This window comes from Mesorhizobium sp. WSM4306 (assembly GCF_007003975.1).
Lineage (GTDB): Bacteria > Pseudomonadota > Alphaproteobacteria > Rhizobiales > Rhizobiaceae > Mesorhizobium.
Genome location: NZ_VFTC01000001.1, coordinates 108128 through 132577, shown reverse-complemented (window position 1 = coordinate 132577; position 24450 = coordinate 108128). Strand labels below are relative to the sequence as shown.

Below are 24450 nucleotides of genomic sequence, written 5' to 3'. Positions count from 1 at the left end.
CTATGTGGGCGCCCAGTCCTACCCCCCTCTGTCCTGCCGGACATCTCCCCCTCAAGGGGGGAGATTAGCAGTTTTGGCCGCACCGCCCATCTTGCAATATTGGAGATTGGCGAAACCGGTCGCGATAGCCAATCTCCCCCCTTGAGGGGGAGATGTCCGGCAGGACAGAGGGGGGTGCTCGCACCGATGTTGTCAGGAATGTTCGTCACGCCGGGATGTTAGACAGACACGAGCCTGTTGCAAGGCTGACACCGCCCTCTATCCACGCTATATGCGCCGCACCAAGCGAGGATGCGGCACGATGACCGGGACGAAACGATCGAGCGAGGGGCTGGATATCAGGCGTCGTAAGTTGTTGTTCCGCTCCTGGCATCGCGGCATGCGCGAGATGGACCTTATCCTCGGCACCTTTGCCGACAACGAGATCGGCGCCTTGACCGGTGACGAAATCGACCAATATGAAAGGCTCCTCGACATTCCCGACACCGAATTCCTGCCCATGGTCACCGGCGAACGCCCGGTTCCCGGGGATATCGACTGTGCCGTCCTGCAAAAGATCCTGGCATCGCGCCGGACCATGACATTCTAAACACAAGCAATTCCAGGAAAAGTGCGAAGCGGTTTTCCGTCCGGAATTGCGACAACCAAGACCGTGCAATCATGAGCCTCATTCCCAAAATCGGTCTGCCGAAAGGCCGTGCCGGCCAGTTCATCGTCGATGGCGTCGCCGACGGCTACGAAGCCTTCGCGCTGGTGCAGGCGATCCATGAGATCGCGCCCGACAAGCCTGTGCTGTTCGTGGCGCGCGACGGCCAGCGCCTGCCGGCGATCACGGAAGCACTGACCTTTGCCGCGCCCGGCCTGCCGGTGCTGGAATTGCCGGCCTGGGACTGTTTGCCCTACGACCGCGTGTCGCCCGGCTCGGATGCCGCCGCCAAGCGGCTCGATGCGCTGACGGCGATGATCGCGCTGGCGAAGAAGCCGCATCGCGCGGTGATCCTGACCACCGCCAATGCGTTGTTGCAGCGTATTCCGCCGGCGGACCTTGTCGAAGCGCAGACCTTCCATGCCAGGCCCGGCAATCAGATCGACATGAACGCGCTGGTTTCGCGGCTGGAGATTTCCGGCTTCGAGCGGGTGCCGACGGTGCGCGGCGTCGGCGAGTTCGCGGTGCGCGGCGGCATCCTCGACCTTTACGCGCCCGGCTGGACGGAGGCGCTACGGCTGGATTTCTTCGGCGACACGCTGGAATCGATCCGCGTCTTCGACGCCGCCACCCAGCGCACCACCGGCCAGCGCAAATCCATGGCGCTGCAGGCGATGAGCGAAGTGGCGCTGACGCCCGAAACCATCAGCCGCTTTCGCCGCTCCTATATCGAGGCCTTTGGCGCGCCGCAGCGCGACGACGGGCTTTATGCCGCAGTGAGCGAAGGGCGGCGCTTTGCCGGCATGGAGCACTGGTTGCCGCTGTTTTACGAGCGGCTGGAGACGGTGTTCGACTATCTGCCCGATGCGCCCGTGGTTTTCGACCATCTGGCGCACGAGGCGCTGGCCGAACGCCACACGCTGATCCTTGACCACTATGAGGCCCGCCGCAAACAGGCCGACGCCGCGCTGAAAGACGCCGTGCCTTACAAGCCGGTAGCGCCGGACCTGCTTTATCTCTCGCCGGAGAACCTCAAGGCGTCTCTCGGATCACGCGAAGACATTGATTTCACCGTCTTCGATGCGCCCGATGTCGGCGGCAAAAAGGTCTTTCACGCCGGTTCGCGCCATGGCCGTTCCTTTGCCGAGGAGCGCGCCGATCCCAACGCCAACGTCTTCGACGTCGTTGTAAAACACATTGCCAACGAGCGCGCGGCGCGCCGCCGCGTCATCGTCGCAGGCTGGACCGAAGGCTCGCTCGACCGGCTCGGCCAGATCCTGGCCGAACATCACCTCGGCAATCTGGTGCCGGTGGCGACGCTGGCCGAGGCGGAAAAACTCGAGCCGGGGCAGGCCGCACTTGCGGTGCTGCCATTGGAATCCGGCTTCGAGACCGAACGGCTGGTCGTCGTCGCCGAGCAGGACATTCTCGGCGACCGGCTGATCCGGCGCTCGAAGCGCAAGAAGCGTGCTTCCGATTTCATCGCCGAGGCATCGTCGCTGTCGGCCGGAGACATCGTCGTCCATGCCGACCACGGCATCGGCCGCTTCATCGGCCTGCGCACCATCGAGGCGGTCGGCGCACCGCATGACTGTCTGGAAATCCACTATGCCGGCGACGACCGGCTGTTCCTGCCGGTGGAAAACATCGAGCTTCTGTCGCGCTATGGCTCCGATTCAGCCGAAGCCTCGTTGGACAAGCTCGGCGGCGGCGCCTGGCAGTCGCGCAAGGCGCGGCTGAAGAAACGGCTGCTTGACATGGCGGGGCAGCTGATCCGTATCGCCGCAGAGCGGCAGATGCGCTTGGCCCCGCCCATGGTGCCGGCGGAAGGGCTGTACGGCGAATTCTCGGCGCGCTTCCCCTATGAGGAGACCGACGACCAGCAGGGTGCGATCGATTCCGTCATTGACGATCTCGGCGCCGGCAAGCCGATGGACCGGCTGATCTGCGGCGATGTCGGCTTCGGCAAGACGGAAGTGGCACTACGCGCCGCCTTCATCGCGGCGATGGAAGGGTTCCAGGTTGCGGTCGTCGTGCCGACGACGCTTCTGTCGCGTCAGCATTTCAAGACGTTTTCGCAGCGCTTCTCCGGCCTGCCGATCCGCGTCGCCCAAGCCTCACGTCTGGTCGGCGCCAAGGAATTGGCGGAAACCAAGAAAGGCATCGCCGAGGGCCAGGTCGACATCGTCATTGGCACCCATGCGCTGCTGGGCTCGGCGATCTCGTTCAAAAATCTCGGCCTCTTGATCATCGACGAGGAGCAGCACTTTGGCGTCAAGCACAAGGAGCGGCTGAAGGATTTGAAGACCGACGTCCACGTGCTGACGCTGTCGGCGACGCCGATCCCGCGCACCTTGCAGCTCGCCTTGACCGGCGTGCGCGAACTGTCGCTGATCGCCACGCCGCCGGTCGACCGCATGGCGGTGCGCACCTTCATCTCGCCCTTCGATCCGTTGGTGATCCGCGAAACGCTGCTGCGCGAGCGTTATCGCGGCGGGCATTCTTTCTACGTCGTTCCGCGCATCAGCGATCTCGCCGAAATCCATGATTTCCTGAGGGAATCCGTGCCTGAGCTGAAGGTGGCGGTGGCGCATGGTCAGATGCCGCCCGGCGAGCTCGACGACATCATGAACGCCTTCTATGACGGCCAGTATGACGTTCTGTTGTCGACCACCATCGTCGAATCCGGACTCGACATCCCGACCGCCAACACGCTGATCATCCACCGCGCCGACATGTTCGGCCTGTCGCAACTCTACCAGCTGCGCGGCCGTGTCGGCCGCTCCAAGGTGCGGGCGTACGCGCTGTTCACGCTGCCGGCCAACCGCAAGCTCACCGACACGGCCGAGCGCCGGCTTAAGGTGCTGCAGTCGCTGGACACGCTCGGCGCCGGCTTCCAGCTCGCCAGCCACGACCTCGACATCCGAGGCGCCGGCAATCTGCTCGGCGAAGAACAGTCCGGCCACATCAAGGAGGTCGGCTTTGAACTCTACCAGCAGATGCTGGAGGAGGCTGTGGCCGAGGTGAAGGATTCCGGCGAAGTCCAGGATGGCGGCTGGTCGCCGCAGATCGCCGTCGGCACGGCGGTCATGATCCCGGAAAGCTATGTTCCGGACCTGCAGCTCAGGCTTGCGCTTTATCGCCGCCTTGGCGACCTCGAAAACACCGAGGAGATCGATGCCTTCGGCGCCGAGCTGATCGACCGCTTTGGCCCGCTGCCTGAGGAGGTGAAGCATCTGCTCAAGATCGTCTTCATCAAGGCGCTCTGCCGCAAGGCCAATGTCGAAAAGCTGGATGCCGGCCCCAAGGGCGTCGTCATCCACTTCCGCAAGCGCGAATTCTCCAACCCGGTCGGCCTGGTCAAATATATCGGCGAGCAGGGCTCGCTGGCCAAAATCCGGGCCGACCATAGCGTGGTCTTCATTCGCGACTGGCCAACTGCCGAGAAGCGTCTGGCGGGCTCGGCGGTCGTCATGACGCAGCTGGCGCGGCTGGTGGAGAAGGCGGCGTAGCCTGCTGGCGCATTCGCCAGCGCTTGAATTCCGGTCTAGAATAGGAAATCGGCTTCGTGTATGGAGCCGCGATCCCCATATGGGGCGGGAATGGCGGGCAACAGCTCGCTGGAAAGAGCGTTTGGGTGCAGCGATGACGAAATGGTCGCCGAATTCTTGGAGAGCAAAGCCGATCAAGCAGGTTCCTGCCTATCCGGATCTTGTCGCGCTGAAGAACACGGAAGCCCAGCTCGCCACCTTTCCGCCGCTGGTTTTTGCCGGTGAGGCGCGCAAGCTGAAGAAGCAGCTTGCTTCTGTCGCTGCCGGTGACGCATTCCTTCTCCAGGGCGGCGATTGCGCCGAGAGCTTCGCCGAGCATGGCGCGGACAATATCCGCGACTTCTTCCGCGTCTTCCTGCAGATGTCGGTGGTGCTGACCTTCGCCGGCGCGCAGCCGGTGGTGAAGGTCGGCCGCGTTGCCGGCCAGTTCGCCAAGCCGCGCTCGTCCGACAACGAGACCAAGGGCGAGGTGACGCTGCCGAGCTATCGCGGCGACATCATTAACGGCATCGAGTTCGACCCGAAGTCGCGCATTCCCGACCCGGCCCGCCAGGAGATGGCTTACCGCCAGTCAGCGGCAACGCTCAACTTGTTGCGCGCCTTCGCCCAGGGCGGCTATGCCAGCCTGGAGAACGTGCATAGCTGGATGCTGGGGTTCGTCTCCGACAGCCCGCAGGGCGAGAAATATGGCAAGCTCGCCAACCGCATCACCGAGACGATGGATTTCATGCGCGCGGTCGGCATTACGTCCGAAACCAATTTCGCGCTGCGCGAGACCGATTTCTACACCAGTCACGAAGCGCTGCTGCTCGGTTATGAAGAGGCGCTGACCCGCGTCGATTCGACCTCTGGCGACTGGTACGCCACGTCGGGCCACATGATCTGGATCGGCGACCGCACGCGCCAGCCCGACCATGCCCATGTCGAATATTGCCGTGGCATCAAGAACCCACTCGGCTTGAAATGCGGCCCGTCGCTGACGCCGGACGGCCTGCTGGAGCTGATCGATCTGCTCAATCCGGAGAACGAGCCGGGCCGGCTGACGCTGATCGCCCGCTTCGGTTCCGACAAGGTCGCCGACCATCTGCCGAAGCTGGTGCGCGCGGTGCAGAAAGAAGGCCGCAGCGTCGTCTGGTCGTCCGATCCGATGCATGGCAACACGATCGAGGCCGCCGGCTACAAGACGCGGCCGTTCGACCGCATCCTCAAGGAAGTGCAGACCTTCTTCGAGGTGCATCGCGCCGAAGGCACGCATCCCGGCGGCATCCATGTCGAGATGACCGGCAAGAACGTCACCGAATGCACCGGCGGCGCGCGTGCCATCACGGCCGAGGAACTGCAGGACCGCTATCACACCCATTGCGACCCGCGCCTCAATGCCGACCAGGCGATCGAGCTGGCATTCCTGGTGTCGGATCTGTTGAAGAAGAGCCATCCGGTCCAGCACAAGCAGGCCGTCAACGGCTGAACTGTTGCAGGTTGAAGAGAAAAAGCGCCGGCGAAATCCGGCGCTTTTTTGTTGGTCAACGGCCGCGTTCCCAGCGCAATCCGTTGAGCCGGGGATCATTGGCGAAAGCGGTTCTGGAAAACTCGATGCGCCTTTCCGGAAACTCACAGATGGCCTGCACGCCGAACGAGCCGAGCCGGATGCGCCAGGTGTGCGGCTCCAGCGGCTTGGCCTTGGCAAAGCCGCGGCAAGTCAGCAGCGCCACGTTGGCGCCTTTGGGATCACGCGCCGAGCGGTAGCGGATCGCCTCCAGCCCGGCCTCGCGCGTAACGTCGGCAATCGCCTGGCAGGCGGCATAGTCGGTCGGATGCGTCCACTGAGTCTGGTCGCGGTCAAGCGGTGGCCGCGTCAGGTCGACAGCCTTGTCGGTGCGGATCGCGGCGGCGAAGGCGGTGTATTCGGCGGCGTCATGCGGCCATGGCGTGTCGGGCGAATCGGCAAAGAACAGCAAGCGATAGAAGGCCATTTCGGCGACGGCGGTCATGATCGTCTCCGCCGCGTAATAGACGCCCAGGGTGCGGCCGGCGCGGCGGAAGCGCGAGCCGTAAGGGTAGATCGAGCCGTAGCGAAATGGCGTTGCCAAGAGATAGTGGAGATGCCGGCATTCCATGGGGATCTGCGGCTTGGTCTCCTCGATCAGATCCTCGAGCAGCGCCTGTTCGTCCAGCGTGTCGACGACTTTCAGCGTCGAGACGCGGTGCTGCGCCTCGACCATGCGCCAGTATTTGCCGTCGAGCCGTACGGCTTCAGACGAGAGCCCGTCGGGAGTCCAGATAGGCAATGACATCGACAAGCCCGGTGATGGTCAGGATCTTTTCAAGCGGGCTGCCGTCGAACGCCGTGTTGGTGTTCTTCAGCCATGCCCGGGCTATCGTCTCGTCACCGCCGACAATGGCGTCGAGCGAACGGAACAGCCGCACGAACAGCACCGCGAGCTCGAACGGCTTGGTGCCGCGCTCGAGCAGGAATTCCTGCCTGCGCATGCGCGAAACCGTAGCTTCCGAGACGCCGATGATCGACGCCAGCGTCCTGGCGGTAATATCCATAAGCTCGGCGGCGCGCAGCGTGGCCTTGGTCAGAACCGCGTTTTCGGCCGTCTTTGCGACAGAATTGGGTTGTGAAACAGACATGGCCTCTCTCTTTCCATGGAAAATATAGGCCATGAAAATTCATATGGAAAGAGGTCGTGCCCGATAAATTTGCCTACGTCCGCGAATAGGCTGTGCGCAGAAGCGTCAGTCTTTCTTGTAGAGCAGCCAGTTCTTGCCGGTGCGGCCGGCCATTGTCGAATGCCTGGTGACGCGGTTGCGCCCGCCGACCTTGGAGCGGTAGAGCGCTCGATCCGCCTTGGTGTAGAGATCTTCCGGGCCTTCGGCCTCGGAAGCCATGCAGATGCCCATGGAAACGGTCACCGTGCCGTAATTGGTGCCGGTCTGGCTGCTGGTGAAGGGTGTCTGTTCGATCAACACGCGGATGCGTTCGGCGATCTCGTAGGTGGTATCCTCGCTGGCGCCCTCGATGATCAGCGCGAATTCCTCGCCGCCGGTGCGGGCAACGAACATGTCTTCACGGATGCTGGTCTGGAAGATTTCGGCGATGATCTGGATGATCTTGTCACCGACCGGGTGGCCGTAGCGGTCGTTGATGTCCTTGAAATGGTCGATGTCGGCAAGAATCAGCGCGTTGAACAGGATGCCCCTGTTGGAGGTGTAAATCCCGGTGATTTGCTTGTCGAAGGCGCGGCGGTTCCAGATATGGGTCAAGGGATCGGTGTCGGCGAGCCGCTTGTACTCCTCGAGCTTCGACTTGACGCTCTCCAGTTCCGCCGTCTTGTCGCTGAGCGTGGTGGCAACCTGCCTGCCATGGTCGAGGGTCGAATTGGTGGCGACCGCCATGGCGTTGGCGACCTTCTGCAGCAGATCCTGCGAAAGCAGGCTGCGATTGGCCAGCCCGCTCGACGTCTCGTCGAGGATCTTGCCGTATTTCTCGATATGGCTGCGTTCGCTTCGCAGCAGCAAGGCGATGTCCTCAAGTTCCCTGGCCAACACGTCGCGCGCCTGCTCGACAATGCCGGGACCATGGTGCTGGGCAAAGAAGGCGCGGCCGATGCGGTCGAGATCATCCTGCGTCGGCCGGTTGCCGAGCGCCACGACGGCAAGGCTGAGTTCGCGATTGGTGCCTTTCAGCGCTTCATAGAAGATCTCGTAATTGCGCGGAAGACCAAGCACGCCGAGCTGGCGCATGGTCGTCACAACGGCTGTTGCAATGTCGCTGTTTCGGTCGGTCTGGGCGGCTGCCGGCTGCATGTTCTGTTCACTCTACCCCTGGGAACCATCGCAGACTTGCGCGTGCGAGATGTCGCCGACCGGGGGAGAACCAGCCGTATTTCGGATCCATCTTACGAAGGACGCGTCCCCAATCGCGAGCTTCGCTTGGCAACGACCATAAATGCGCTGGCGCTAAAGTTTCCTTAATGTGCCGCTAGGTAACGCGACTATTCTACCTCAGGCTGCAGCAACGCCTTGCGACCGTCCTGAGGAGGAAGTCCGAACACGTCCATACCGTGTCGCATTTGCTCGTGCCTGGCTCTCGCAAAACTGAAATCCTCGCGAGAGGCGGCGAAGCCGTGAACGATGGTCAGTGGAGGGCAGGGATGAGCAACAACCACAGCGGATCTTGCCTGTGCGGAGCAGTGCGTTTCCAGACGCAAGGCCCGTTGCGCGGCGTGATCTATTGCCACTGCTCGCAGTGCCGCAAGCAGAGCGGGCATTTTTACGCCGCGACCAACGTCGCGGATGGCGACATCACCGTAACCGGCACCGATAACATCACCTGGTACGAAGCGTCTTCCTTTGCCAGACGTGGTTTCTGCAAGACATGTGGCTCGGTGCTGTTCTGGAAGCCTGGTCAGGATGCCTATGTCTCGGTTCTGGCCGGATCGTTCGACAATCCGACCGGGCTCGAGGGCGAATGCCACATCTTCGTCGGCGACAAGGGCGACTACTACACGATCGACGATGGGTTGCCGCAGTTCGAGAAGTCGACGCCGGCGATCAAGGTTGCGGACGAGTGATTTTTGCCGCTGCTACCTTATTCCCTTGATCCAGCCATTGCGTTATCCCCTGCCGGTGATTCGAAGGGGATGCGGGCGATGCAGCGGCTGATCGATGCTTTCTTCAATTCGGTGCGGGCTTTTCGCAAGCTCGCCGCCAGCGAAAAGGCGTTCCAGCAGGAATTGATGCTGCTGGTGCTGGCGCTGCCGCTCGGTTGGTTCGTCTCGGTGTCGTGGCGCGGCTACGCGCTCTTGATCGGCGCCGTGCTGCTTTTGATCATGGTCGAGGTGCTGAATACCGGCATCGAGGCGGCCTGCGATGCCTTCAGCCGCGAGTTCAACGTCGACATCCAGCTGGCCAAGGATTGCGGTTCGCTGGCGGTGCTGATTTCGGTTGTGATCGTCGCCGGCGTCTGGGGCATCGCCGTCATCGAGCGCATCACGGGACTACCGATCTGATCTGACCGTTCCCATATGTCGGTCACTAAGGAGACCGTCATGACCGCCCCCGCCAATTCTCTGCTGCTCGAGCGTGCCGGCCTGCCGGACGATCTGCGCTGGCTGGTGCAAAAATATCCGCGCGAAAACTGGCAGGGCCATACCAACATCCATGGCCTCGCCAATATGTGGCTGCAGCGGCACGACATGTTCCGCGCGTTAGGCGGCATGCTGACCAATGGCATTGGCGACTATCGTGAAGGTCGGCTGATGGCGCCGGATTTCGCGCGCTGGTTCGCGCCGCGGCTCAACCATTTCCTCGGAAATCTCGACGGCCATCACAATGTCGAGGACTATCAATATTTCCCGGCTTTCGCCAAGGCCGAGCCGCGTCTGAAGCGGGGCTTTGACATACTCGATGCCGATCACCACACCATCCATGACGGGCTGGAGCGCAATGCCGAGACCGCGAACGCCTTCATCCGCACGCTTGAGGAGAGCGAGGACAAACAGCGCTTCGCCGCCGATGCCTATGCCGACGAGAACAGCCGGCTGATCGCCATGCTGAAACGGCATCTTGCCGACGAGGAGGATTTGATCATCCCGCTGATCCTCGACCGTGGCGACCGCGCTTTGGTCGAGGACGACGACTGAGCTTCAGCCGGCTTTGCTCTCGCGAGCGTCCTTGGCGCGCTCCTTGCCGGCGACGGTGCGGGCGATGAGCCAGGCAAGGATGGCGACGGCGAGCCCAATGCCGAGGGCGATCAGCAACCTTTCGTGATGGAGCAGTGCCTTGCCGACCATCTGCTCGGTGCCGAGGCCGAAGACATAGCCGATGCCGCAGAACAAGGCTGCCCAGACCAGCGACGAGATGGCGTTGAGGATGACGAAGCGCGGAACCGATATGCTGGCGAAGCCGGCCGCGATGCCGCCGACTAGGCGCAGACCATAGATGTAGCGGTTGGACAACACGAAGATGTTGGGATGCGACGAGACCAGGCGGTAGGCGTGGTTGAAGCCGGGCCGCGCCTTCAGTTTCAGCACCCTGGGATGGTCGGCAAAGCTGCGGCCGAGGACGAAGAAAAACGTGTCGCCGACGAAGGCGCCAATGGCGGCCGCAAGAAAAGCCTTCCAGAGGACGAAGACATGCTGATGGGCGAAGAAGCCGCCGAGGATGGCCGCACTTTCGCCTTCGGCGACACAGCCCAGGAAAACCGCGATCAGGCCGTACTGCTCGATGAGGCGATGGACGATCTCGGTCATTGAGACGTTTGCCGGCCCGACAGTCTTTCGTCGATGCGGCTCACCTGTTCAGCCAGGCGCGCTATGTCCTCACGCACGCCGATGATCTGGCTGTGACGCAGCTCGTCCAGCTTTTCGTGCAGCGCCATGATTTCGATCTCGGCCTTGAGGTTGACCTCATAGTCGTGCGCGGCGTCGATGCGGTCGCGCGCGGCCTGGCGGTTCTGCGACATCATGATCACCGGCGCTTGCAAGGCGGCGATCATCGACAGCACAAGATTGAGGAAGATGAAGGGGTAGGGATCGAACGAGTCCCGTCCCAGCAGCCACCAATTGGCGCCGATCCACAAAACCAGAAAAGCGATGAAGGACAGGATAAATGTCCACGAGCCGCCAATGCGGGCGATGGCATCGGCGATACGCTCGCCAGCCCCCTGAAGACCGGCGAGACTGTCGTTGATATCGTGAGAGATCGGCTTGCGGTCGACGGTGCTCTGCAACACCCGCCGCTCGAGTTCGCTGAGGGTCTCAGGCGTTCGCCTCAGCCAGCGGTTGGCCAGTTCTGGCACGGTCTTATGCATGGTCGCCTCCATGGTCTGCGTCTGGCTTAGACCTAGAGGCTACCGGCGCGAACGGGAAGTGGTAGATTGCCGCGTCCACCGACAGTAAATCAGGGTGCCAATGGCTGATTTCCACAGGATTCGTGCCCGTGCAGCAAAACGCAAAGGCGGCGACGCGGTGCTGAAATCGCTGCTCGGTCCTTTGCCCGACAATGCCGCGGTGGCCAAAGTCACCGATGACCGCATCCTGTCGACAATGGCCGAGCGGGTGTTTGCCGCCGGCTTCGTCTGGCGCGTCATCGAGCAGAAATGGCCTGGATTCGAGGAGGCGTTCCTGCATTTCGAGCCGAAGCGGCTGTTGTTCCAGCCCGACGATTTCTGGCACGATCTGACGGCCGACAAGCGCATCGTGCGCAATCCGCAGAAGATCAAGTCGGTGCGCGACAACGCCGCCCTCGTCGAGCGCGTGTCGAAGGAGCATGGCGGCTTCGGCAAGTTCCTGGCTGAGTGGCCGGCCGACGACCAGGTCGGGCTGATGGCGTATCTCGGCAAGCATGGCAGCCGGCTCGGCGGCAACACCGGCCAGTATTTCCTGCGCTGGCTGGAATGGGACGCCTTCGTCATCTCGGCCGATATGGCAGCTGCCTTGCGCGATGCCGGCCTCGACATCGCCGAAAGCCCGACGTCGAAGAGGGATCTCGACAAGATCCAGGCGCAGATCAACCAATGGGCTGAAGAGACCGGCCTGCCGCGCCGCCACATTTCGCGCATCCTGGCGATGTCGATTGGCGAGAACCATTCGCCGGAGGCGCTGCGCGAATATATGGGCGAGTAGGCCACCACGTTTCAGTCTGGATTGGTCCAAACGAACGCCATTGCCCGGGCAATTTTGCCGCGCTAAACCGCAGGCATGACCAAGAAGACCACCCCCGATATTCTGCGCATCGCTGTCGCTCAGCTCAACCCCACGGTCGGCGATGTCGCCGGCAACCTTGCCAAGGCGCGCGAGGCGAGGGCGGATGCGGCCCGCCAGGGCGCCGACATCGTGCTCTTCACCGAGCTTTTCCTTGCCGGTTATCCGCCCGAGGATCTGGTGCTGAAGCCGGCCTTCCTCAAGGTTTGCGAAAAGGCTGCGCAAGACTTCGCCAACGACACCGCCGATGGCGGGCCGGGCGTCATTATCGGGACGCCGCTGAAGCGCAAGAGCGGCACCCACAATTCGATCATCTTCGCCGATGGCGGCAAGATCCTGGCCGAGCGCTACAAGCTCGATTTGCCCAACTATGGAGAGTTTGACGAGAAGCGCGTCTTCCAGGCCGGACCCGAGGCTCAGGGACCGGTCAACTTCCGTGGTGTGCGCATCGGAATTCCGATCTGCGAGGACATCTGGGGCGACGTCGGCATCTGTGAAACCTTAGCCGAAAGCGGCGCCGAAATCCTCTTGGTGCCGAACGGCTCGCCCTACTTCCGCGCCAAGATGGACGTCCGCCATCAGGTCGTTATCCGCCAGGTCATCGAAACCGGTTTGCCGATGATCTATGCCAATCAGATCGGCGGTCAGGATGAGTTGATCTTCGACGGCGCTTCTTTTGCGATCGGCGCCGACAAGACGCTGGCTTTCCAGATGAGCCAGTTCGAGGAGACAGTCGACGTCGCCACCTGGAAGCGAACGGATGCCGGCTGGGTCTGCTCGGAAGGGCCGATGTCGAAAATCCCCGAGCGCGAGGAAGCGGATTACCGCGCCTGCATGCTGGGCCTGCGCGACTACGTCAACAAGAACGGCTTCAAGAACGTCGTGCTCGGCCTGTCCGGCGGCATCGATTCGGCGATCTGCGCCGCCTTGGCCGTTGATGCGCTCGGCGAGGAGCGGCTACGCGCGGTGATGATGCCCTACCGCTATACTTCGAAGGATTCGCTGAAGGACGCCGAGGACTGCGCCCGCGCGCTTGGCTGTCGCTATGACATCGTGCCGATATTCGAACCGGTCGAAGGCTTTTTGCATGCTCTGACGCAGCTCTTCGAAGGCACCAAGGAAGGCATCACCGAGGAGAATCTGCAAAGCCGCGCGCGTGGCACCATCCTGATGGCGATCTCCAACAAGTTCGGCTCGATGGTGGTCACCACCGGCAACAAGAGCGAGATGTCGGTCGGCTACGCCACGCTTTATGGCGACATGAATGGCGGCTTCAATCCGATAAAAGACCTCTACAAGATGCAGGTCTATGCGCTGTCGCGCTGGCGCAACAGCCATGTGCCGCCGGGCGCGCTCGGGCCGTCGGGCGAGGTGATCCCGAAAAACATCATCGACAAGGCGCCGTCGGCGGAATTGCGCGAGAACCAGACCGACCAGGATTCGCTGCCGCCCTATCCGGTGCTGGACGACATTCTGGAATGCCTGGTCGAGCACGAGATGGGCGTCGACGACATCGTCGCACGCGGCCACGACCGGGCGACGGTAACGCGCGTCGAACATTTGCTCTACATTGCCGAATACAAACGCCGGCAGGCGGCGCCCGGCGTGAAGATCACCCGGAAGAATTTTGGCCGCGACCGCCGCTATCCCATCACCAACCGTTTCAGGGATCGCGGTTAAATATCTGATTCCATTGATTAACCTTTGCGGACTGCATGCTTCAAGAACGGCAAGCTCCGCGCGCGGCATCAGCTTCTGGCACGGCAGGCTGGGCAGTCATCGACCGGACGGGACGTTGGGCCCCCTAGTCTTTGCGAGGCACCATGCCCGACTGTGAAATCAGCTTCGACATGTCACGGATCGATTTTCGGACGACCTCAGACCTGTTGATGGCGAGCTACTGGGGCAACGGCCGCAGCGATGCGTTTCATCGCCGCGCCTTTGCCAACTCGCTTTGCGCCGGCGCCTATATCGATGGGGATGAGGTTGGTTTTGGCCGGGCCATCACCGACCGTACGGTGTTTGCCCATCTCGCCGACATCATCATCTGGCCGCAGCATCGCGGCCGAGGCATTGGCTTGCAGCTGGTGCGAGCGCTCATCGATCACCCTGAGCTCAGCCTGGTCTCGCACTGGAGCCTGTCGACCAGTGACGCGCACAGCGTTTATGAGAAGCTGGGTTTCAAGGCATCGACGGATGGCCGCTACGTGCGCCTCGATCGCAACCCGGAATGAGGCACAGGCGAGGGCTTGGCCGCCTGTTGTTGCAAAATAACCTCACTGGTTGGACCAGATAGGCTTTGCCGCGCGCCCCGGTCTTGGCGATCCGTCATGGCGTCTCTATAAGGACCGCTCCGCAATTGTCTTGCGGGAGGTCCGAATGGCAGTATTTCACATGGTAGTGCGAGGCCGCGAAGCCTAGGTCTCTGCCGGCGTTCGGCGAAGGTTTGCCCTTCGCGCCGATGCCGGGTCGAGTACAGGCTTCTGCCGATGCCGGTCGCCACCCGATATCCAGGGCGCGCCGCCACCTATGCCGAACCTCCGCACCTCCGGGCGAATTGCCCAGCGCGGTCTTCAATTTTTCGACCTTACCGGGACCGGGCATTTTTGCGCCCGGAAGACATCATGGCTCTTTTTCTAATCGATCTGCGCGCAAGCGCGTTTCGCAGCGTTCTTGGATTTACGTTCAGCCATTGGCGGCGCCAGCCCTGGCGGCTTTCGCTGGTCATGGGCGGCTTTCTGCTGTCCACCATAGCCGACGTCCTGACGCCGCTCTATTCCGGGCGGCTGGTCGATGCCGTTGCCAGCGGTGCCGCGGCCGACGACATCGCCTGGAACGGAGCGGTAGCGGCTTTCTTTGCGCTCATTGGTCTGGCGCTGGCTGGTCTGGTGGTGCGCAACCTCGCCTTCATGGGCCTCGTCGACCTGACGCTCAAGATGATGGCCGATATCGCCGCCGACGCTTTCCACCGCGTACAGCGCTTTTCGACCGACTGGCACGCCAACAGTTTTGCCGGATCAACGGTGCGCAAGGTCACGCGCGGCATGTGGGCGCTCGACCTGCTCAACGACACGATCCTGATTGCGCTGCTGCCGTCGGTCGCCATGCTGGTCGGCTCGACGCTGCTGCTCGGCTGGTTTTGGCCGGCGATGGGGCTGGTGGTCGCGGCCGGCTCGGTGCTGTTCATCATGGTGACGGCGATGCTGTCGCTCGGCTATGTCGCGCCCGCGGCACGGCTCGCCAACAGTTGGGATACGCGGCTTGGCGGCTCGCTCGCCGATGCGGTGAGCTGCAACGCCGTGGTCAAGGGTTTTGGCGCCGAGACGCGCGAGGAAACGCGCCTCGCCAAGGTCGTCGCCAAATGGCGGTCGCGCACGAGCCGCACCTGGGTGCGCGGCACCATCAACGGCACGACGCAAGGCGCCATGCTTCTGGTGCTGCGGACGGCGGTGATCGGACTATCGCTGATGCTGTGGGCGTGGGGGCAGGCAAGTGCGGGCGATGTCGCCTTCGTGCTGACGTCGTTCTTTGTCCTGCAGGGCTATCTCAGGGACGTCGGCACGCATATCCGAAACCTGCAGCGCTCGGTCAACGATATGGAGGAGCTGGTCGACTTCCAGTCCGTACCGCTCGGCATCGAGGACCGGCCGGGCGCCCAGCCGATCCGGATTACGCAGGGCGCTATCGGCTTCGACAACGTCACCTTCCACTATGGCAGCCATCGCCTGCCGCTCTACCGCGACTTTTCGGTGGAGATAGCGGCAGGCGAACGCGTCGGACTGGTCGGCCATTCCGGCTCGGGCAAGACGACATTCGTCAAGCTGATCCAGCGTCTCTATGACGTCAGCGGCGGCAGGATCCGGATCGACGGCCAGGACATCTCGCAAGTGACACAGGCGTCGCTGCGCGCGCAGATCGCCATCGTCCAGCAGGAGCCGATCCTGTTCCACCGCTCGCTGGCGGAAAACATTGCCTACGCCCGGCCAAGCGCCACGCAGGCCGAGATCGAGCATGCCGCCAAGCTCGCCAGTGCGCACGACTTCATCAGCAGCCTGCCGAAGGGTTACGGCACGCTGGTCGGTGAACGCGGCGTGAAACTGTCGGGCGGCGAGCGTCAGCGCGTGGCGATCGCCCGTGCCTTCCTGGCGGACGCACGCATCCTGATCCTGGACGAGGCAACATCGAGCCTCGATTCGGAATCGGAGGTGCTGATCCAGCAGGCGATGGAGCGGCTGATGGTCGGCCGCACGACGCTGGTTATCGCCCACCGGCTGTCGACGGTGCGGGCGCTGGACAGGCTCTTGGTGTTCGACCGCGGCAAGATCGTCGAGGAGGGCTCGCATGACGAGCTGATCCGGCTGAAGGGCGGCATCTACCGCCGCCTGTTCGAGCGCCAGGCGCTGGAGCTGACCAAAGGCCTGGTGATCTGAGTTGAACGCAGAGCCCTATCCCGAGGAATTGGGGTAGGGCACTGCGTTGGTTCATCCGGGCATTCGCTCGATTGCCTGCAAGGACGGGTCCATCTTGTCCCAGGCATAGCCGTGGACGGTGTAGGTGACCACCTGCGGATCGAACTGGCCAGGATCGTCAAGGCTGGCCGCGTGGACCGCTATCAGCTCCGGCATGGCAACGGATATCAGAAAGACCGGCGTTCCGCAGGTTGGACAGAACGCGTGGATCTTTTCGTTGCCGCTGGCGCTCGCTATACGCCAGGTGCTCACCTCGCCGGTGATTGCCATATCGGCTCGCTGGCCGAAGGTCAGATAGGATCCGTGGCCCGTGCCGCTGCGCTTCTGGCAATCGTTGCATTGGCAGTGGTTCTGGAAGATGGGCTCGTCGCTGGTTTCGTAACGGATTGCGCCGCAAGCACAGCCGCCGGTATAGCGCTTGGTCATTGTGATTCTCCCGCTGGCAGTCAGGCCGATTTCGGCTTGGCGAAAAGGTCAATGCCGCTGCCGGTTTCGAGGAAGGATTTCATGCTGGACAGCACCGCCGGCCAGCCTTGGCTGATGCCCTTGGCCATGCCGCTGCCGGCCTCGAGCTCGTCATGGCTGACGGTCAGCTTGACCATGGTGTCGTATTCATCGATGGCGAACGTCACCCGGCTGTGCTTGGTCGGATCGTCGGCCTGCGAAGCGTTGGCCCAGGTGATGACAAGACGGGTCGGCGGCGAGATTTCAACCACCTTGCCGACGAGTTCGACGGTGCGCTCGTCATTGGCGCGGATATGTTCCCACTTCGAGCCGGGTTTCCAGTCGGAGACGTTCTCGTGGCCCCAGTAGCGCTTGGCGATATCTGGTTTGGTGATGGCCTCGAACACCTTTTGTGGCGTCGAGCGGATATAGGTCACGTAGACAAAACTGGTGGTTTCCCGGGTCATTGGTCGTCTCCTTCGAGTTCTTGCTTCAGGTCGTGCAGCAGGCTCAGCCGCTGCCGTTCGAATTTGCGCACCCACCGCTCGTAGACTTCGTGCAGCGGCACGGGGTTGATGAAATGCAGCTTTTCGCGGCCGCGCTTGACCGTGCTGATCAGATTGGCCGCCTCCAACAAGTCGATGTGCTGGGTCGCGGATTGCCTCGCCATGTCGAGGTTTTCGCAAAGCTGGCCCAGCGTCTGTCCGTTCTTCTCGCACAGAAGATCGAGCAGCTTTCTGCGTGTTGGGTCGCCCAGCGCTTTGAAAACCTTGTCGGCGTCCATCGGTCTCACTCATCTTGCAGACATAATATGCAGGTAAATACCTGCATGTCAACTCGCAACCAATCGTAACCCGGAAGGGGAGGGATCCGTCGATGTCAGATGGGAGTCGGATCGATGGCGCCGCGGGCGAAACATCGAATGGAATCAATGGGCAAGCCCCCTATGCGGGCGCTTGGGAATATGCTGCGGTGGCTGTGGAGTTGCGTCTAGGTTCTAGCGACGAATTTGTCGGGATCGGCGCAGAAATGCGTGATGATCTGGCAAAGATCCGGCTCGTTGATCATGCGCACGGCCTCGGCCGCGTTGACCCATTTTCGGGTGCGCGCGCGCTTTTCCTTCCAGCGGTCGGAGACGCGCTCGACCTGCATTGGAAACACCAGAACTTCGCAAGGCACTTCCTCGCCGGACGCCAATGCCTTGGCGTAGAAGTAACGGCCAGCCTCGAAATGCGAGATCTTGCCGCGCAATCCGGCTTCCTCGCCGGCCTCACGCGCCGCGGCCTCGCAGAGCGGTTCCCTGGCCTCGGGCCAGCCCTTGGGCAGCACCCAGCGGCCGGTGTCACGGCTGGTGATCAACATGATTTCGATGCCGTTTTCGGTGGTGCGCCAGGGCAGCGCGGCAACCTGAAGACGGCACGGCGCGGTGCCGAAGAGTCGCCGGACCCTTTCGGCCATATGGTTGTGCGTCGTTGGTTTCGTCAACATCGCAGAAAGCTACCCCAGCCCTCAGAATCGTTTGCCGCCAAACGAATCTTACGGCGAAGTGTAAGTCATAAAAGTAAAAAAACGTCACACCAACCCGTGGAATTTCGCCAACAGGTGTCTATTCAACAGAATATTGTGTCTTGCGGCGCCCGTTTCCATAGCAAACAGGGCGGGTTTGGCCGCCTGAACAGAAAGGGGGCGAATCAGCCGGCGTGATCGTCGGCGATCGGCTTCTGGTAGGTAAAACCCATGTCCCAGGGAAAGTAGATCCAGGTGTCCTGGCTGACTTCGGTGACGAAGGTGTCGACCAGCGGCCTGCCTTTCGGCTTGGCGTAGACGGTGGCGAAATGCGCCTTGGGCATCATGGCGCGCACGATGCCCGCCGTTTTGCCGGTGTCGGTGAGGTCGTCGATGATCAGCACGCCCACGCCGTCATCGGTGAGCAGCGCCGGTGTGATCTCCTTCAGCACCTGCAACTGCCCCTGGCTGGTATAGTCGTGATAGGAGGCCACGCAGACCGTCTCGATGACGCGGATGCCAAGTTCGCGCGAGATGATGGCGGCGGGAACCAGTCCGCCACGGGTGATGCAGACGATGGCTTTCCACTGACCCTTGTTGGCGCCGGCTAGCCGCCAGGCGAGCGCACGGGCGTCGCGGTGGAACTGGTCCCAGGAGACCGGAAAGGCTTTTTCAGGAAGAGACATGGTCGCGCACTCCGCAGGGCGCGCAAGCCGCGCGCAGTCACGATGGAATGCGGGCGGAATTAGCCGGAAAGCCTTGGTCTTGGCAAGTGGCAGAACCTTCAGTCAAATGGGCGTGGCCAATTCCGACGTCAGCACAGAAGTCGCGGCCGCGATCGCCCGCCGTACGTCGTGCTCACAGGTACGCCAGTTGACCACGCTGACGCGCATGGCGCGGCGGTTACGCCATGTCGTGCCGGAGAAGAAAGCTTCGCCTGTCGCATTGATTTTTTGGATCGTTTCGTCGGTAAAGACATCGTTTTCCCCGGGCGATGCGCCCGGACGAGCGAATCTGAGCAGGCCTTGATTAAGCGTTGGCCTTGCAAGAATCTCTGCACCTGGCAGTTCACCAATCCCCTCGACGATGCTGGCGCAATGTGTGCAGCAACGATCCACCAAAGCCTCCACGCCGTTGCGGCCGAGTTCCTTGAGCGCGGCATAGACGGGAACGCCGCGCGCTCGGCGAGAATATTCCGGATTCCAGTCCGCCTGGTCCCGCGCGATTGTCGTGGGCGGGACATAGGATGCGCTTGATGTCATTGCAGTGCGGTGCGCCTCCCGGTCCGCGATGATAGCGATGCCGCAATCGAAAGGGACGTTCAACCATTTGTGGCCATCGGTCGCCCAGCTATCCGCCAGTTCCACACCGTCGAGCAGGTGCCGGTAGGTTCGGCTCGCGCGTGCGAACAGGCCGAATGCACCGTCAATGTGAACCCAGGCGCCGGCTGAATGCGCCATCGGGACCAACTCCCTGAACGCGTCACAGGCGCCGATGTTCAGGTCGGCGGCATTCAGCACCAGCATGGTCGGTTTGGAACTGCCGGAAAGCGCGGCGTCGAGAGCCGCGGGAGAGACGCACCCATCCTTGTCCGTTTTCAGCTGTTCAATGGCGTTGCGGCCGATTCCCAAAAAGCGCACCGCGCGCTCTATGGTGACGTGCCGCTGGTCGCTCGTCAGCACCCTGATCCCGGGCGCACCAATCAGCCCGTCCTCTTCTACATTCCACCCGACGCGCTTGAGCAGGCTCGCCCGCGCAGCCGCAAGGCTGGTCATGTGCGCCATCTGGCAACCGCTGGTGAAAGCGAAAGAGGCATCGCGCGGCAGGTCGAGCAACTCCTTGATCCATTCGCCCGCAGTCTCTTCGATTATTGCGGATGCAGGACTGGAGGCATAAACCGTGGCGTTCTGATCCCAGGTGGCTACGAGCCAGTCGGCGGCCAGTGCGGATTCCAGCCCGCCGCCAATCACCCAGGCAAAGAAGCGTCCGCCTGCGCTGCCATGCATCCCTACGCCGGCATCCCTGGCAAGTGCTTGGACAACTTCCTCGGCACTGCTCTCATCGGGCGGCAATGGACCGGCAAAAGATCGCTTGAGATCCGACAGACTGGCAGTCGCCGCCACCGAACGACCATCCAATCCGTCGATCCATGCACGTGCCGCGCGGTAGGCGAGATCGAGCGCAGTGTTCATGAGTGGGTCCCTCAAAGCGGTGGTATTTGCACATACCGGGACGCAGCTAGCCGGCCACCATGCCGGTTGTGCGGTTAGTTTTACTCAGTTTGACCAGTGCCGATTGCTCCGACAAACGAAAAGGACTTACAGTAGACATCAGCGAAATTGGCGAATTGGGGCTTGCCACTCATGTCGACCCGCGCACCCTTACGGCCAGATTCGGGTGTTCTATTGGGGCTGGACAACGCGCTCCTGCGTACCCTGATGGCGGTTGTCGACACAGGCAGTTTCGTCGGCGCTGCCCGAATAGTGCACAGGACGCCATCTGCCATCAGCATGCAAATGAAGCGACTCGAAACGCAGATCGGACAGCCGATCTTTGTGCATCAGGGGCGCTCCATAATGTTGACGCCAGCAGGTGAAGCGCTTCTGACCTATGCGCGGCGCGTTCTTGGAATAGCCGAAGAGGCGATAGTGCGGTTCAATCGCCTGTTGCACGGGCGCGCGGTGCGACTGGGAATGACGGACGAATATGCCTTTGCGTTCCTTCCCTCGGTTCTCGCCAGCTACACAGCGGCCTATCCGCTAGTGGAGATCAGCGTGATGTGCCGCACGAGCAGCACGATGTCGAGGATGCTGGATGAGGGCGAACTGGACGTGGCACTGGTGACAGCGGGCGCGACCGATCGAGCTGGATGGCCCGACACGGCCATCCATAGAGATCGGCTTGTGTGGGCAGGCCTTGCACATGGAGCCGCCCATCTCCGTCGTCCGCTGGCGGTCGCCGCAGGTCCGGCGAGTTGCATCTGGCGGAAGTCAGCCATCGATGCGCTCGACGCAGCCGGCATCTCTTATCAGATCGTTTGTACAAGTGAGAATCTTGTAGGCCAGCTCGCGCTGGTGATGGCGGGGCTGGCAGTTGCGCCGTTGCCGATTGTAGCCTTGTCGGCCGAACTGACGCCATTCGGGCCTGAGCAAGGCCTTCCGTCTGTTGGTTACTATGACGTAGTTTTGCGGCTCAGTCCTCACGCGCCGCATGACATGACTTCCACCATCGTTGATCATGTTCGGGCGTATTTTGCTACGCGCCAGAATTCTTGACCTTCGCCTGCTAACGCGACAGGAAAGCCGCCACCGGCACGGTGCGCAACACGGTGCGCGTCACGCCGCCGAACAGGAGCTGGCGCAGCCAGGAATGACTGTAGGCGCCGAGCACCAGAAGGTCGGCGCCCGTTTCAGCGATCCTGGTCTGGATGACGTCGTCGACCGAGGCGTTGCCCGACTGCTGCACCGAAACGCTGACGGTTGCGCCATGCCGGGAGAGCGCCGCGGCGATCTCCGCGCCGGCGGCCTCCGGATTGTCGTCCAGTGTATCCGGCGGATCGATGACCAGAATATCGGTCTTCTCGGCTTCGATGATGAAGGGCAGGGCGTCGAAGGCGGCGCGAGCTGCCTCCTTGCTGCCGTTCCAGGCCAGCAGCACATGCTTGAAGCTGGTGACCAGCGGGCCTTCATGCGGCACCACCAACACCGGTCGGCCGGCATCGTAAACCAGCGTGTCGACATCGGCGCTCGGGTCGCCGCCGGTCTCGCGCTGCGCGGCAATGATCAGGTCGGCGGCGCGCACGCTGGAAATGCCGGTCAGCGCGCTGTCGCCGGAAAAACTCTCGAGGCTGCGCCATTCAAAGGAAAGGCCGGATTTTTCGATCCGTCCGAGGAAAAGCGCCTGCAGTTTTTCGGCGCGCTCGCGATTCATGTCGGCGGAGACTTGCAGGAACTCGGTGTCGGGAAAGCCGGTGGCGGAAGTGTAGGGAACGGGCAGCGCTTCGGCATGAATGCCGATGAGATGGCTTTCAAACCGGTCGGCAAGCGGGATGGCGCAGTCGAGCACGCGCTCGGCATCCTGTTCGTTCTGCAATATGGCGACGATGGTCTTGAAGCGCATCGGAAATCCCTCAAATCTGCCGGCGCCTGATGCGCCCAAGGGAAAACGTCAGAGTACGGCGCTTGGTTCCGGCTCGGCGATGGGCTGCGAACCCCAAGGTCAATTGGCGGCGGTGAAGCCGGCCACCATGGCCTCGACATCCGCGCGTGCCGAATCCAGCGCCTCCTGGCTGCGGGCGCGCACGACCAGCTCCGTCCAGAATTTGCCGTCGCCATATTTCGGGTAGGAACCGATGATCGTGTCGGGATGCGCCTTCTGGATGTCGCCCAAGGGACCGCCGATCAGGCCTTCGCCGAACGGGCACTGGACGGTGGCCGACAGCATCTTGGTGCCGGCCTTGAGCGTCGGCACGACATTGTCGAGCATAGCCTGAAAGATTGCCGGCACGCCGGCCATGACATGGACATTGCCGATGCGAAAGCCGGGCGCGACGGAGACCGGGTTGTCGATATGGTCGGCACCGCGCGGCATGCGCGACATGCGCTTGCGCGCCTCGGTGTATTCGATGCCGCGCGCGGCATAGCTCTCGCCCAGCATGGCATAGGCCTTGGCGTCGTATTCGCAGGGCACGCCAAAGGCCTTGGAGATCGAATCGGCGGTGATGTCGTCATGCGTCGGGCCGATCCCGCCGGTGGTGAAGACGTAGGTGTAGCGCGCGCGCACGGCATTCACCGCCGCGACAATCTCGTCCTCCTCGTCGGGAACGATGCGCACTTCCTTCAGGTCGATGCCGATGGCCGTCATGATGTCAGCGAGATGGCCGATATTCCTGTCCTTGGTGCGGCCGGACAGAAGCTCGTCGCCGATGACGAGCATGGCGGCAGTGACGATTTCGGGCATGGAAGGCTCCGGTGGAAGGTGCCTCAAGGCAGACGGGTCGCCTGGGCAGACAAGATTGCCTGAGATAGCGCGACATGGGACGGGCGGCAATGCCGTCAGAAGCCGGCGGGCTGCCTTGCCGTGCTTCTGGCGGTGGGTGATGGTGCGCGTCGGTCCGCTCCGGGTGAAACATGCTGGTATCGATTCTGTTATGGCTGCTTGGCGGTCTGCTCCTGCTGGCTCTCGTCATCGCCGCCTGTCTGGTCGCAGCGACGCTGTGGATCGCGGCCAAGGCCGAAAGACTGGTGCCGGCCAGCGGACAGTTCGTCGAGATCGACGGCAACCGCATCCACTATGTCGAAACGGGCAAGGGGCGGCCGATCGTGTTCGTGCACGGACTTGGCGCGCAACTCCACCAGTTCCGGCACACGCTGTTTGACCGCTTCGGTCCAGGCTACCGGTTGATCGCGCTCGCTCGGCCGGGATCGGGCCATTCGGTGCGGGCGAGAGGAGCGACAGGCCGTTTGCCTGACCAGGCCGAGATCATCAGGCGCTTCATCGAAACGCTCGGCCTGGAAAGGCCGCTTGTGGTCGGGCACTCACTGGGCGGCGCCGTCGCGCTGACCCTGGCGGTGGAACATCCCGAGGCGATTTCCGGCATCGCCTTGCTGGCGCCGCTGACGCATCTGGAAGCCGGCGTGCGCGAAAAGGCGGGCCTGCTCTACATCCGGTCGCACCTGTGGCGCTCGATCATGGCCTATACGGTCGCGATACCGACGAGCCTCCGATATGAGCGGCCGACAATGGAGTTCATCTTCGCGCCGCAGGCCGTTCCCGCCAATTACATGGTCGATGGAGGCGGATGGCTCGGGCTGAGGCCAAGCCATTTCCATGCGACCTCTACCGATTTCGTGGCGGTCGAAGAGGATCTTGGCCGCATTGAGCAGCGTTACGGCGAGATCGCCATGCCGGCCGGTATTTTCTTCGGGAGCGCCGACCGCGTCATCGCCATGCGCACCCATGGAGAGCCGATGAAGGACAGGATCGGAGGGCTCGATTTCGAGGCCGTCGATGGCCTCGGCCATATGCCGCAATTCGTCGAGCCGGACCGCGTCATCGCCTTCATCAAGCGTGTCGCCGAGCGGGCATTCGCAGGCCCGGATTGATCTTGTCGGACCGCGCTG

25 protein-coding genes are annotated in these 24450 nt (G+C 62.4%); 12 read left to right on the top strand and 13 right to left on the bottom strand.

The window, feature by feature from the left end:
* The first annotated feature begins 301 nt into the window (after nucleotides 1-301).
* The 3 genes from FJV77_RS00750 to FJV77_RS00740 all read left to right on the top strand — a co-directional run bounded on the left by FJV77_RS00750 (nucleotide 302) and on the right by FJV77_RS00740 (nucleotide 5665).
* Nucleotides 302-589, top strand: a complete 288-nt coding sequence (locus FJV77_RS00750) for a succinate dehydrogenase assembly factor 2 (protein ID WP_142864970.1) — start codon at nucleotides 302-304, stop codon at nucleotides 587-589.
* Nucleotides 590-660: 71 nt separating this feature from the next.
* The gene (gene mfd / locus FJV77_RS00745) at nucleotides 661-4158 is read left to right on the top strand and encodes a transcription-repair coupling factor (protein ID WP_142864969.1); all 3498 of its coding nucleotides are present in this window, start codon (nucleotides 661-663) and stop codon (nucleotides 4156-4158) included.
* Between the two features lie 133 nt (nucleotides 4159-4291).
* On the top strand, nucleotides 4292-5665 hold the full coding sequence (locus FJV77_RS00740) for a 3-deoxy-7-phosphoheptulonate synthase class II (RefSeq protein WP_142864968.1): 1374 nt from the start codon (nucleotides 4292-4294) through the stop codon (nucleotides 5663-5665).
* Nucleotides 5666-5720: 55 nt separating this feature from the next.
* On the opposite strand, the gene FJV77_RS00735 is transcribed toward FJV77_RS00740, so the two are convergent.
* The 3 genes from FJV77_RS00735 to FJV77_RS00725 all read right to left on the bottom strand — a co-directional run bounded on the left by FJV77_RS00735 (nucleotide 5721) and on the right by FJV77_RS00725 (nucleotide 8010).
* Entirely contained in the window at nucleotides 5721-6491 is a 771-nt protein-coding gene (locus tag FJV77_RS00735; RefSeq protein ID WP_142864967.1) for an RES family NAD+ phosphorylase, read from the bottom strand.
* Entirely contained in the window at nucleotides 6451-6834 is a 384-nt protein-coding gene (locus FJV77_RS00730; RefSeq protein ID WP_142864966.1) for an MbcA/ParS/Xre antitoxin family protein, read from the bottom strand. Before FJV77_RS00730 ends, FJV77_RS00735 begins: the two co-directional genes overlap by 41 nt.
* A 105-nt stretch (nucleotides 6835-6939) precedes the next feature.
* Nucleotides 6940-8010: a GGDEF domain-containing protein gene (locus FJV77_RS00725; protein WP_142864965.1), complete on the bottom strand. Its 1071-nt coding sequence runs from the start codon at nucleotides 8008-8010 to the stop codon at nucleotides 6940-6942.
* Between the two features lie 347 nt (nucleotides 8011-8357).
* On the opposite strand from FJV77_RS00725, the gene FJV77_RS00720 reads away from it, so the two are divergent.
* The 3 genes from FJV77_RS00720 (at nucleotide 8358) to FJV77_RS00710 (ending at nucleotide 9848) form a co-directional block, all read left to right on the top strand.
* The gene (locus tag FJV77_RS00720) at nucleotides 8358-8777 is read left to right on the top strand and encodes a GFA family protein (protein ID WP_142864964.1); all 420 of its coding nucleotides are present in this window, start codon (nucleotides 8358-8360) and stop codon (nucleotides 8775-8777) included.
* A gap of 78 nt (nucleotides 8778-8855) precedes the next feature.
* Nucleotides 8856-9215 carry a diacylglycerol kinase gene (locus FJV77_RS00715; RefSeq protein WP_142864963.1) on the top strand — a complete coding sequence of 120 codons (360 nt, stop codon included), beginning with the start codon at nucleotides 8856-8858 and terminating at the stop codon, nucleotides 9213-9215.
* 39 nt (nucleotides 9216-9254) lie between these two features.
* The gene (locus FJV77_RS00710; protein ID WP_142864962.1) at nucleotides 9255-9848 is read left to right on the top strand and encodes a hemerythrin domain-containing protein; all 594 of its coding nucleotides are present in this window, start codon (nucleotides 9255-9257) and stop codon (nucleotides 9846-9848) included.
* Between the two features lie 3 nt (nucleotides 9849-9851).
* Here the strand turns inward: FJV77_RS00710 and FJV77_RS00705 are convergent, their stop codons facing one another.
* Entirely contained in the window at nucleotides 9852-10457 is a 606-nt protein-coding gene (locus FJV77_RS00705; protein WP_142864961.1) for a DedA family protein, read from the bottom strand.
* Nucleotides 10454-11017 (bottom strand): DUF1003 domain-containing protein, encoded by a 564-nt coding sequence (locus FJV77_RS00700; protein ID WP_142864960.1) that lies wholly within the window; start codon nucleotides 11015-11017, stop codon nucleotides 10454-10456. Before FJV77_RS00700 ends, FJV77_RS00705 begins: the two co-directional genes overlap by 4 nt.
* A 100-nt stretch (nucleotides 11018-11117) precedes the next feature.
* Here FJV77_RS00700 and FJV77_RS00695 point away from each other — a divergent pair, with 100 nt between their 5' ends.
* The 4 genes from FJV77_RS00695 to FJV77_RS00680 all read left to right on the top strand — a co-directional run bounded on the left by FJV77_RS00695 (nucleotide 11118) and on the right by FJV77_RS00680 (nucleotide 16339).
* A complete protein-coding gene (locus tag FJV77_RS00695) occupies nucleotides 11118-11831 on the top strand; it encodes a DNA-3-methyladenine glycosylase I (RefSeq protein WP_142864959.1) in 714 nt (237 codons plus the stop codon).
* 75 nt (nucleotides 11832-11906) lie between these two features.
* Nucleotides 11907-13589 (top strand): NAD+ synthase, encoded by a 1683-nt coding sequence (locus FJV77_RS00690; protein ID WP_142864958.1) that lies wholly within the window; start codon nucleotides 11907-11909, stop codon nucleotides 13587-13589.
* A gap of 143 nt (nucleotides 13590-13732) precedes the next feature.
* Nucleotides 13733-14143: a GNAT family N-acetyltransferase gene (locus tag FJV77_RS00685; RefSeq protein ID WP_142864957.1), complete on the top strand. Its 411-nt coding sequence runs from the start codon at nucleotides 13733-13735 to the stop codon at nucleotides 14141-14143.
* A gap of 390 nt (nucleotides 14144-14533) precedes the next feature.
* Entirely contained in the window at nucleotides 14534-16339 is a 1806-nt protein-coding gene (locus FJV77_RS00680) for an ABC transporter ATP-binding protein (RefSeq protein WP_142864956.1), read from the top strand.
* Nucleotides 16340-16390: 51 nt separating this feature from the next.
* On the opposite strand, the gene FJV77_RS00675 is transcribed toward FJV77_RS00680, so the two are convergent.
* The 6 genes from FJV77_RS00675 to FJV77_RS00650 all read right to left on the bottom strand — a co-directional run bounded on the left by FJV77_RS00675 (nucleotide 16391) and on the right by FJV77_RS00650 (nucleotide 20520).
* On the bottom strand, nucleotides 16391-16804 hold the full coding sequence (locus FJV77_RS00675) for a GFA family protein (RefSeq protein ID WP_142864955.1): 414 nt from the start codon (nucleotides 16802-16804) through the stop codon (nucleotides 16391-16393).
* Between the two features lie 20 nt (nucleotides 16805-16824).
* Nucleotides 16825-17289, bottom strand: a complete 465-nt coding sequence (locus tag FJV77_RS00670) for an SRPBCC family protein (RefSeq protein WP_142864954.1) — start codon at nucleotides 17287-17289, stop codon at nucleotides 16825-16827.
* A complete protein-coding gene (locus tag FJV77_RS00665; RefSeq protein WP_142864953.1) occupies nucleotides 17286-17606 on the bottom strand; it encodes a helix-turn-helix domain-containing protein in 321 nt (106 codons plus the stop codon). The genes FJV77_RS00670 and FJV77_RS00665 overlap by 4 nt, the downstream gene beginning before the upstream one ends.
* Nucleotides 17607-17812: 206 nt before the next feature.
* A complete protein-coding gene (locus tag FJV77_RS00660; protein WP_142864952.1) occupies nucleotides 17813-18310 on the bottom strand; it encodes an NUDIX hydrolase in 498 nt (165 codons plus the stop codon).
* 203 nt (nucleotides 18311-18513) lie between these two features.
* Nucleotides 18514-19014 (bottom strand): xanthine phosphoribosyltransferase, encoded by a 501-nt coding sequence (gene gpt / locus FJV77_RS00655; protein ID WP_112567259.1) that lies wholly within the window; start codon nucleotides 19012-19014, stop codon nucleotides 18514-18516.
* A gap of 102 nt (nucleotides 19015-19116) precedes the next feature.
* Complete coding sequence (locus FJV77_RS00650; RefSeq protein ID WP_142864951.1) at nucleotides 19117-20520, bottom strand: pyridoxal-dependent decarboxylase; 1404 nt, start codon at nucleotides 20518-20520, stop codon at nucleotides 19117-19119.
* A gap of 213 nt (nucleotides 20521-20733) precedes the next feature.
* On the opposite strand from FJV77_RS00650, the gene FJV77_RS00645 reads away from it, so the two are divergent.
* Nucleotides 20734-21603 (top strand): LysR substrate-binding domain-containing protein, encoded by an 870-nt coding sequence (locus tag FJV77_RS00645; RefSeq protein WP_185970160.1) that lies wholly within the window; start codon nucleotides 20734-20736, stop codon nucleotides 21601-21603.
* Nucleotides 21604-21613: 10 nt separating this feature from the next.
* Here the strand turns inward: FJV77_RS00645 and FJV77_RS00640 are convergent, their stop codons facing one another.
* Nucleotides 21614-22447: a universal stress protein gene (locus tag FJV77_RS00640; protein ID WP_142864949.1), complete on the bottom strand. Its 834-nt coding sequence runs from the start codon at nucleotides 22445-22447 to the stop codon at nucleotides 21614-21616.
* 99 nt (nucleotides 22448-22546) lie between these two features.
* Nucleotides 22547-23287: a competence/damage-inducible protein A gene (locus FJV77_RS00635; RefSeq protein ID WP_142864948.1), complete on the bottom strand. Its 741-nt coding sequence runs from the start codon at nucleotides 23285-23287 to the stop codon at nucleotides 22547-22549.
* A 170-nt stretch (nucleotides 23288-23457) separates the two neighbouring features.
* Between FJV77_RS00635 and FJV77_RS00630 the strand changes: the two genes are divergently transcribed.
* Nucleotides 23458-24432, top strand: a complete 975-nt coding sequence (locus FJV77_RS00630; RefSeq protein ID WP_142864947.1) for an alpha/beta fold hydrolase — start codon at nucleotides 23458-23460, stop codon at nucleotides 24430-24432.
* Nucleotides 24433-24450: the final 18 nt, after the last annotated feature.

Bases quoted from the DNA above. Each gene is read 5' to 3' on its own strand.
- FJV77_RS00740 (WP_142864968.1), top strand. From the start codon at position 4,292: ATGACGAAATGGTCGCCGAATTCTTGGAGAGCAAAGCCGATCAAGCAG.
- FJV77_RS00735 (WP_142864967.1), bottom strand. From the start codon at position 6,491: ATGTCATTGCCTATCTGGACTCCCGACGGGCTCTCGTCTGAAGCCGTA.
- FJV77_RS00690 (WP_142864958.1), top strand. From the start codon at position 11,907: ATGACCAAGAAGACCACCCCCGATATTCTGCGCATCGCTGTCGCTCAG.
- FJV77_RS00720 (WP_142864964.1), top strand. From the start codon at position 8,358: ATGAGCAACAACCACAGCGGATCTTGCCTGTGCGGAGCAGTGCGTTTC.
- FJV77_RS00630 (WP_142864947.1), top strand. From the start codon at position 23,458: ATGCTGGTATCGATTCTGTTATGGCTGCTTGGCGGTCTGCTCCTGCTG.
- mfd (WP_142864969.1), top strand. From the start codon at position 661: ATGAGCCTCATTCCCAAAATCGGTCTGCCGAAAGGCCGTGCCGGCCAG.
- FJV77_RS00665 (WP_142864953.1), bottom strand. From the start codon at position 17,606: ATGGACGCCGACAAGGTTTTCAAAGCGCTGGGCGACCCAACACGCAGA.
- FJV77_RS00725 (WP_142864965.1), bottom strand. From the start codon at position 8,010: ATGCAGCCGGCAGCCGCCCAGACCGACCGAAACAGCGACATTGCAACA.
- FJV77_RS00695 (WP_142864959.1), top strand. From the start codon at position 11,118: ATGGCTGATTTCCACAGGATTCGTGCCCGTGCAGCAAAACGCAAAGGC.
- FJV77_RS00670 (WP_142864954.1), bottom strand. From the start codon at position 17,289: ATGACCCGGGAAACCACCAGTTTTGTCTACGTGACCTATATCCGCTCG.
- FJV77_RS00700 (WP_142864960.1), bottom strand. From the start codon at position 11,017: ATGCATAAGACCGTGCCAGAACTGGCCAACCGCTGGCTGAGGCGAACG.
- FJV77_RS00675 (WP_142864955.1), bottom strand. From the start codon at position 16,804: ATGACCAAGCGCTATACCGGCGGCTGTGCTTGCGGCGCAATCCGTTAC.
- gpt (WP_112567259.1), bottom strand. From the start codon at position 19,014: ATGTCTCTTCCTGAAAAAGCCTTTCCGGTCTCCTGGGACCAGTTCCAC.
- FJV77_RS00650 (WP_142864951.1), bottom strand. From the start codon at position 20,520: ATGAACACTGCGCTCGATCTCGCCTACCGCGCGGCACGTGCATGGATC.
- FJV77_RS00640 (WP_142864949.1), bottom strand. From the start codon at position 22,447: ATGCGCTTCAAGACCATCGTCGCCATATTGCAGAACGAACAGGATGCC.
- FJV77_RS00680 (WP_142864956.1), top strand. From the start codon at position 14,534: ATGGCTCTTTTTCTAATCGATCTGCGCGCAAGCGCGTTTCGCAGCGTT.
- FJV77_RS00730 (WP_142864966.1), bottom strand. From the start codon at position 6,834: ATGTCTGTTTCACAACCCAATTCTGTCGCAAAGACGGCCGAAAACGCG.
- FJV77_RS00715 (WP_142864963.1), top strand. From the start codon at position 8,856: ATGCAGCGGCTGATCGATGCTTTCTTCAATTCGGTGCGGGCTTTTCGC.
- FJV77_RS00660 (WP_142864952.1), bottom strand. From the start codon at position 18,310: ATGTTGACGAAACCAACGACGCACAACCATATGGCCGAAAGGGTCCGG.
- FJV77_RS00750 (WP_142864970.1), top strand. From the start codon at position 302: ATGACCGGGACGAAACGATCGAGCGAGGGGCTGGATATCAGGCGTCGT.
- FJV77_RS00710 (WP_142864962.1), top strand. From the start codon at position 9,255: ATGACCGCCCCCGCCAATTCTCTGCTGCTCGAGCGTGCCGGCCTGCCG.
- FJV77_RS00635 (WP_142864948.1), bottom strand. From the start codon at position 23,287: ATGCCCGAAATCGTCACTGCCGCCATGCTCGTCATCGGCGACGAGCTT.
- FJV77_RS00705 (WP_142864961.1), bottom strand. From the start codon at position 10,457: ATGACCGAGATCGTCCATCGCCTCATCGAGCAGTACGGCCTGATCGCG.
- FJV77_RS00685 (WP_142864957.1), top strand. From the start codon at position 13,733: ATGCCCGACTGTGAAATCAGCTTCGACATGTCACGGATCGATTTTCGG.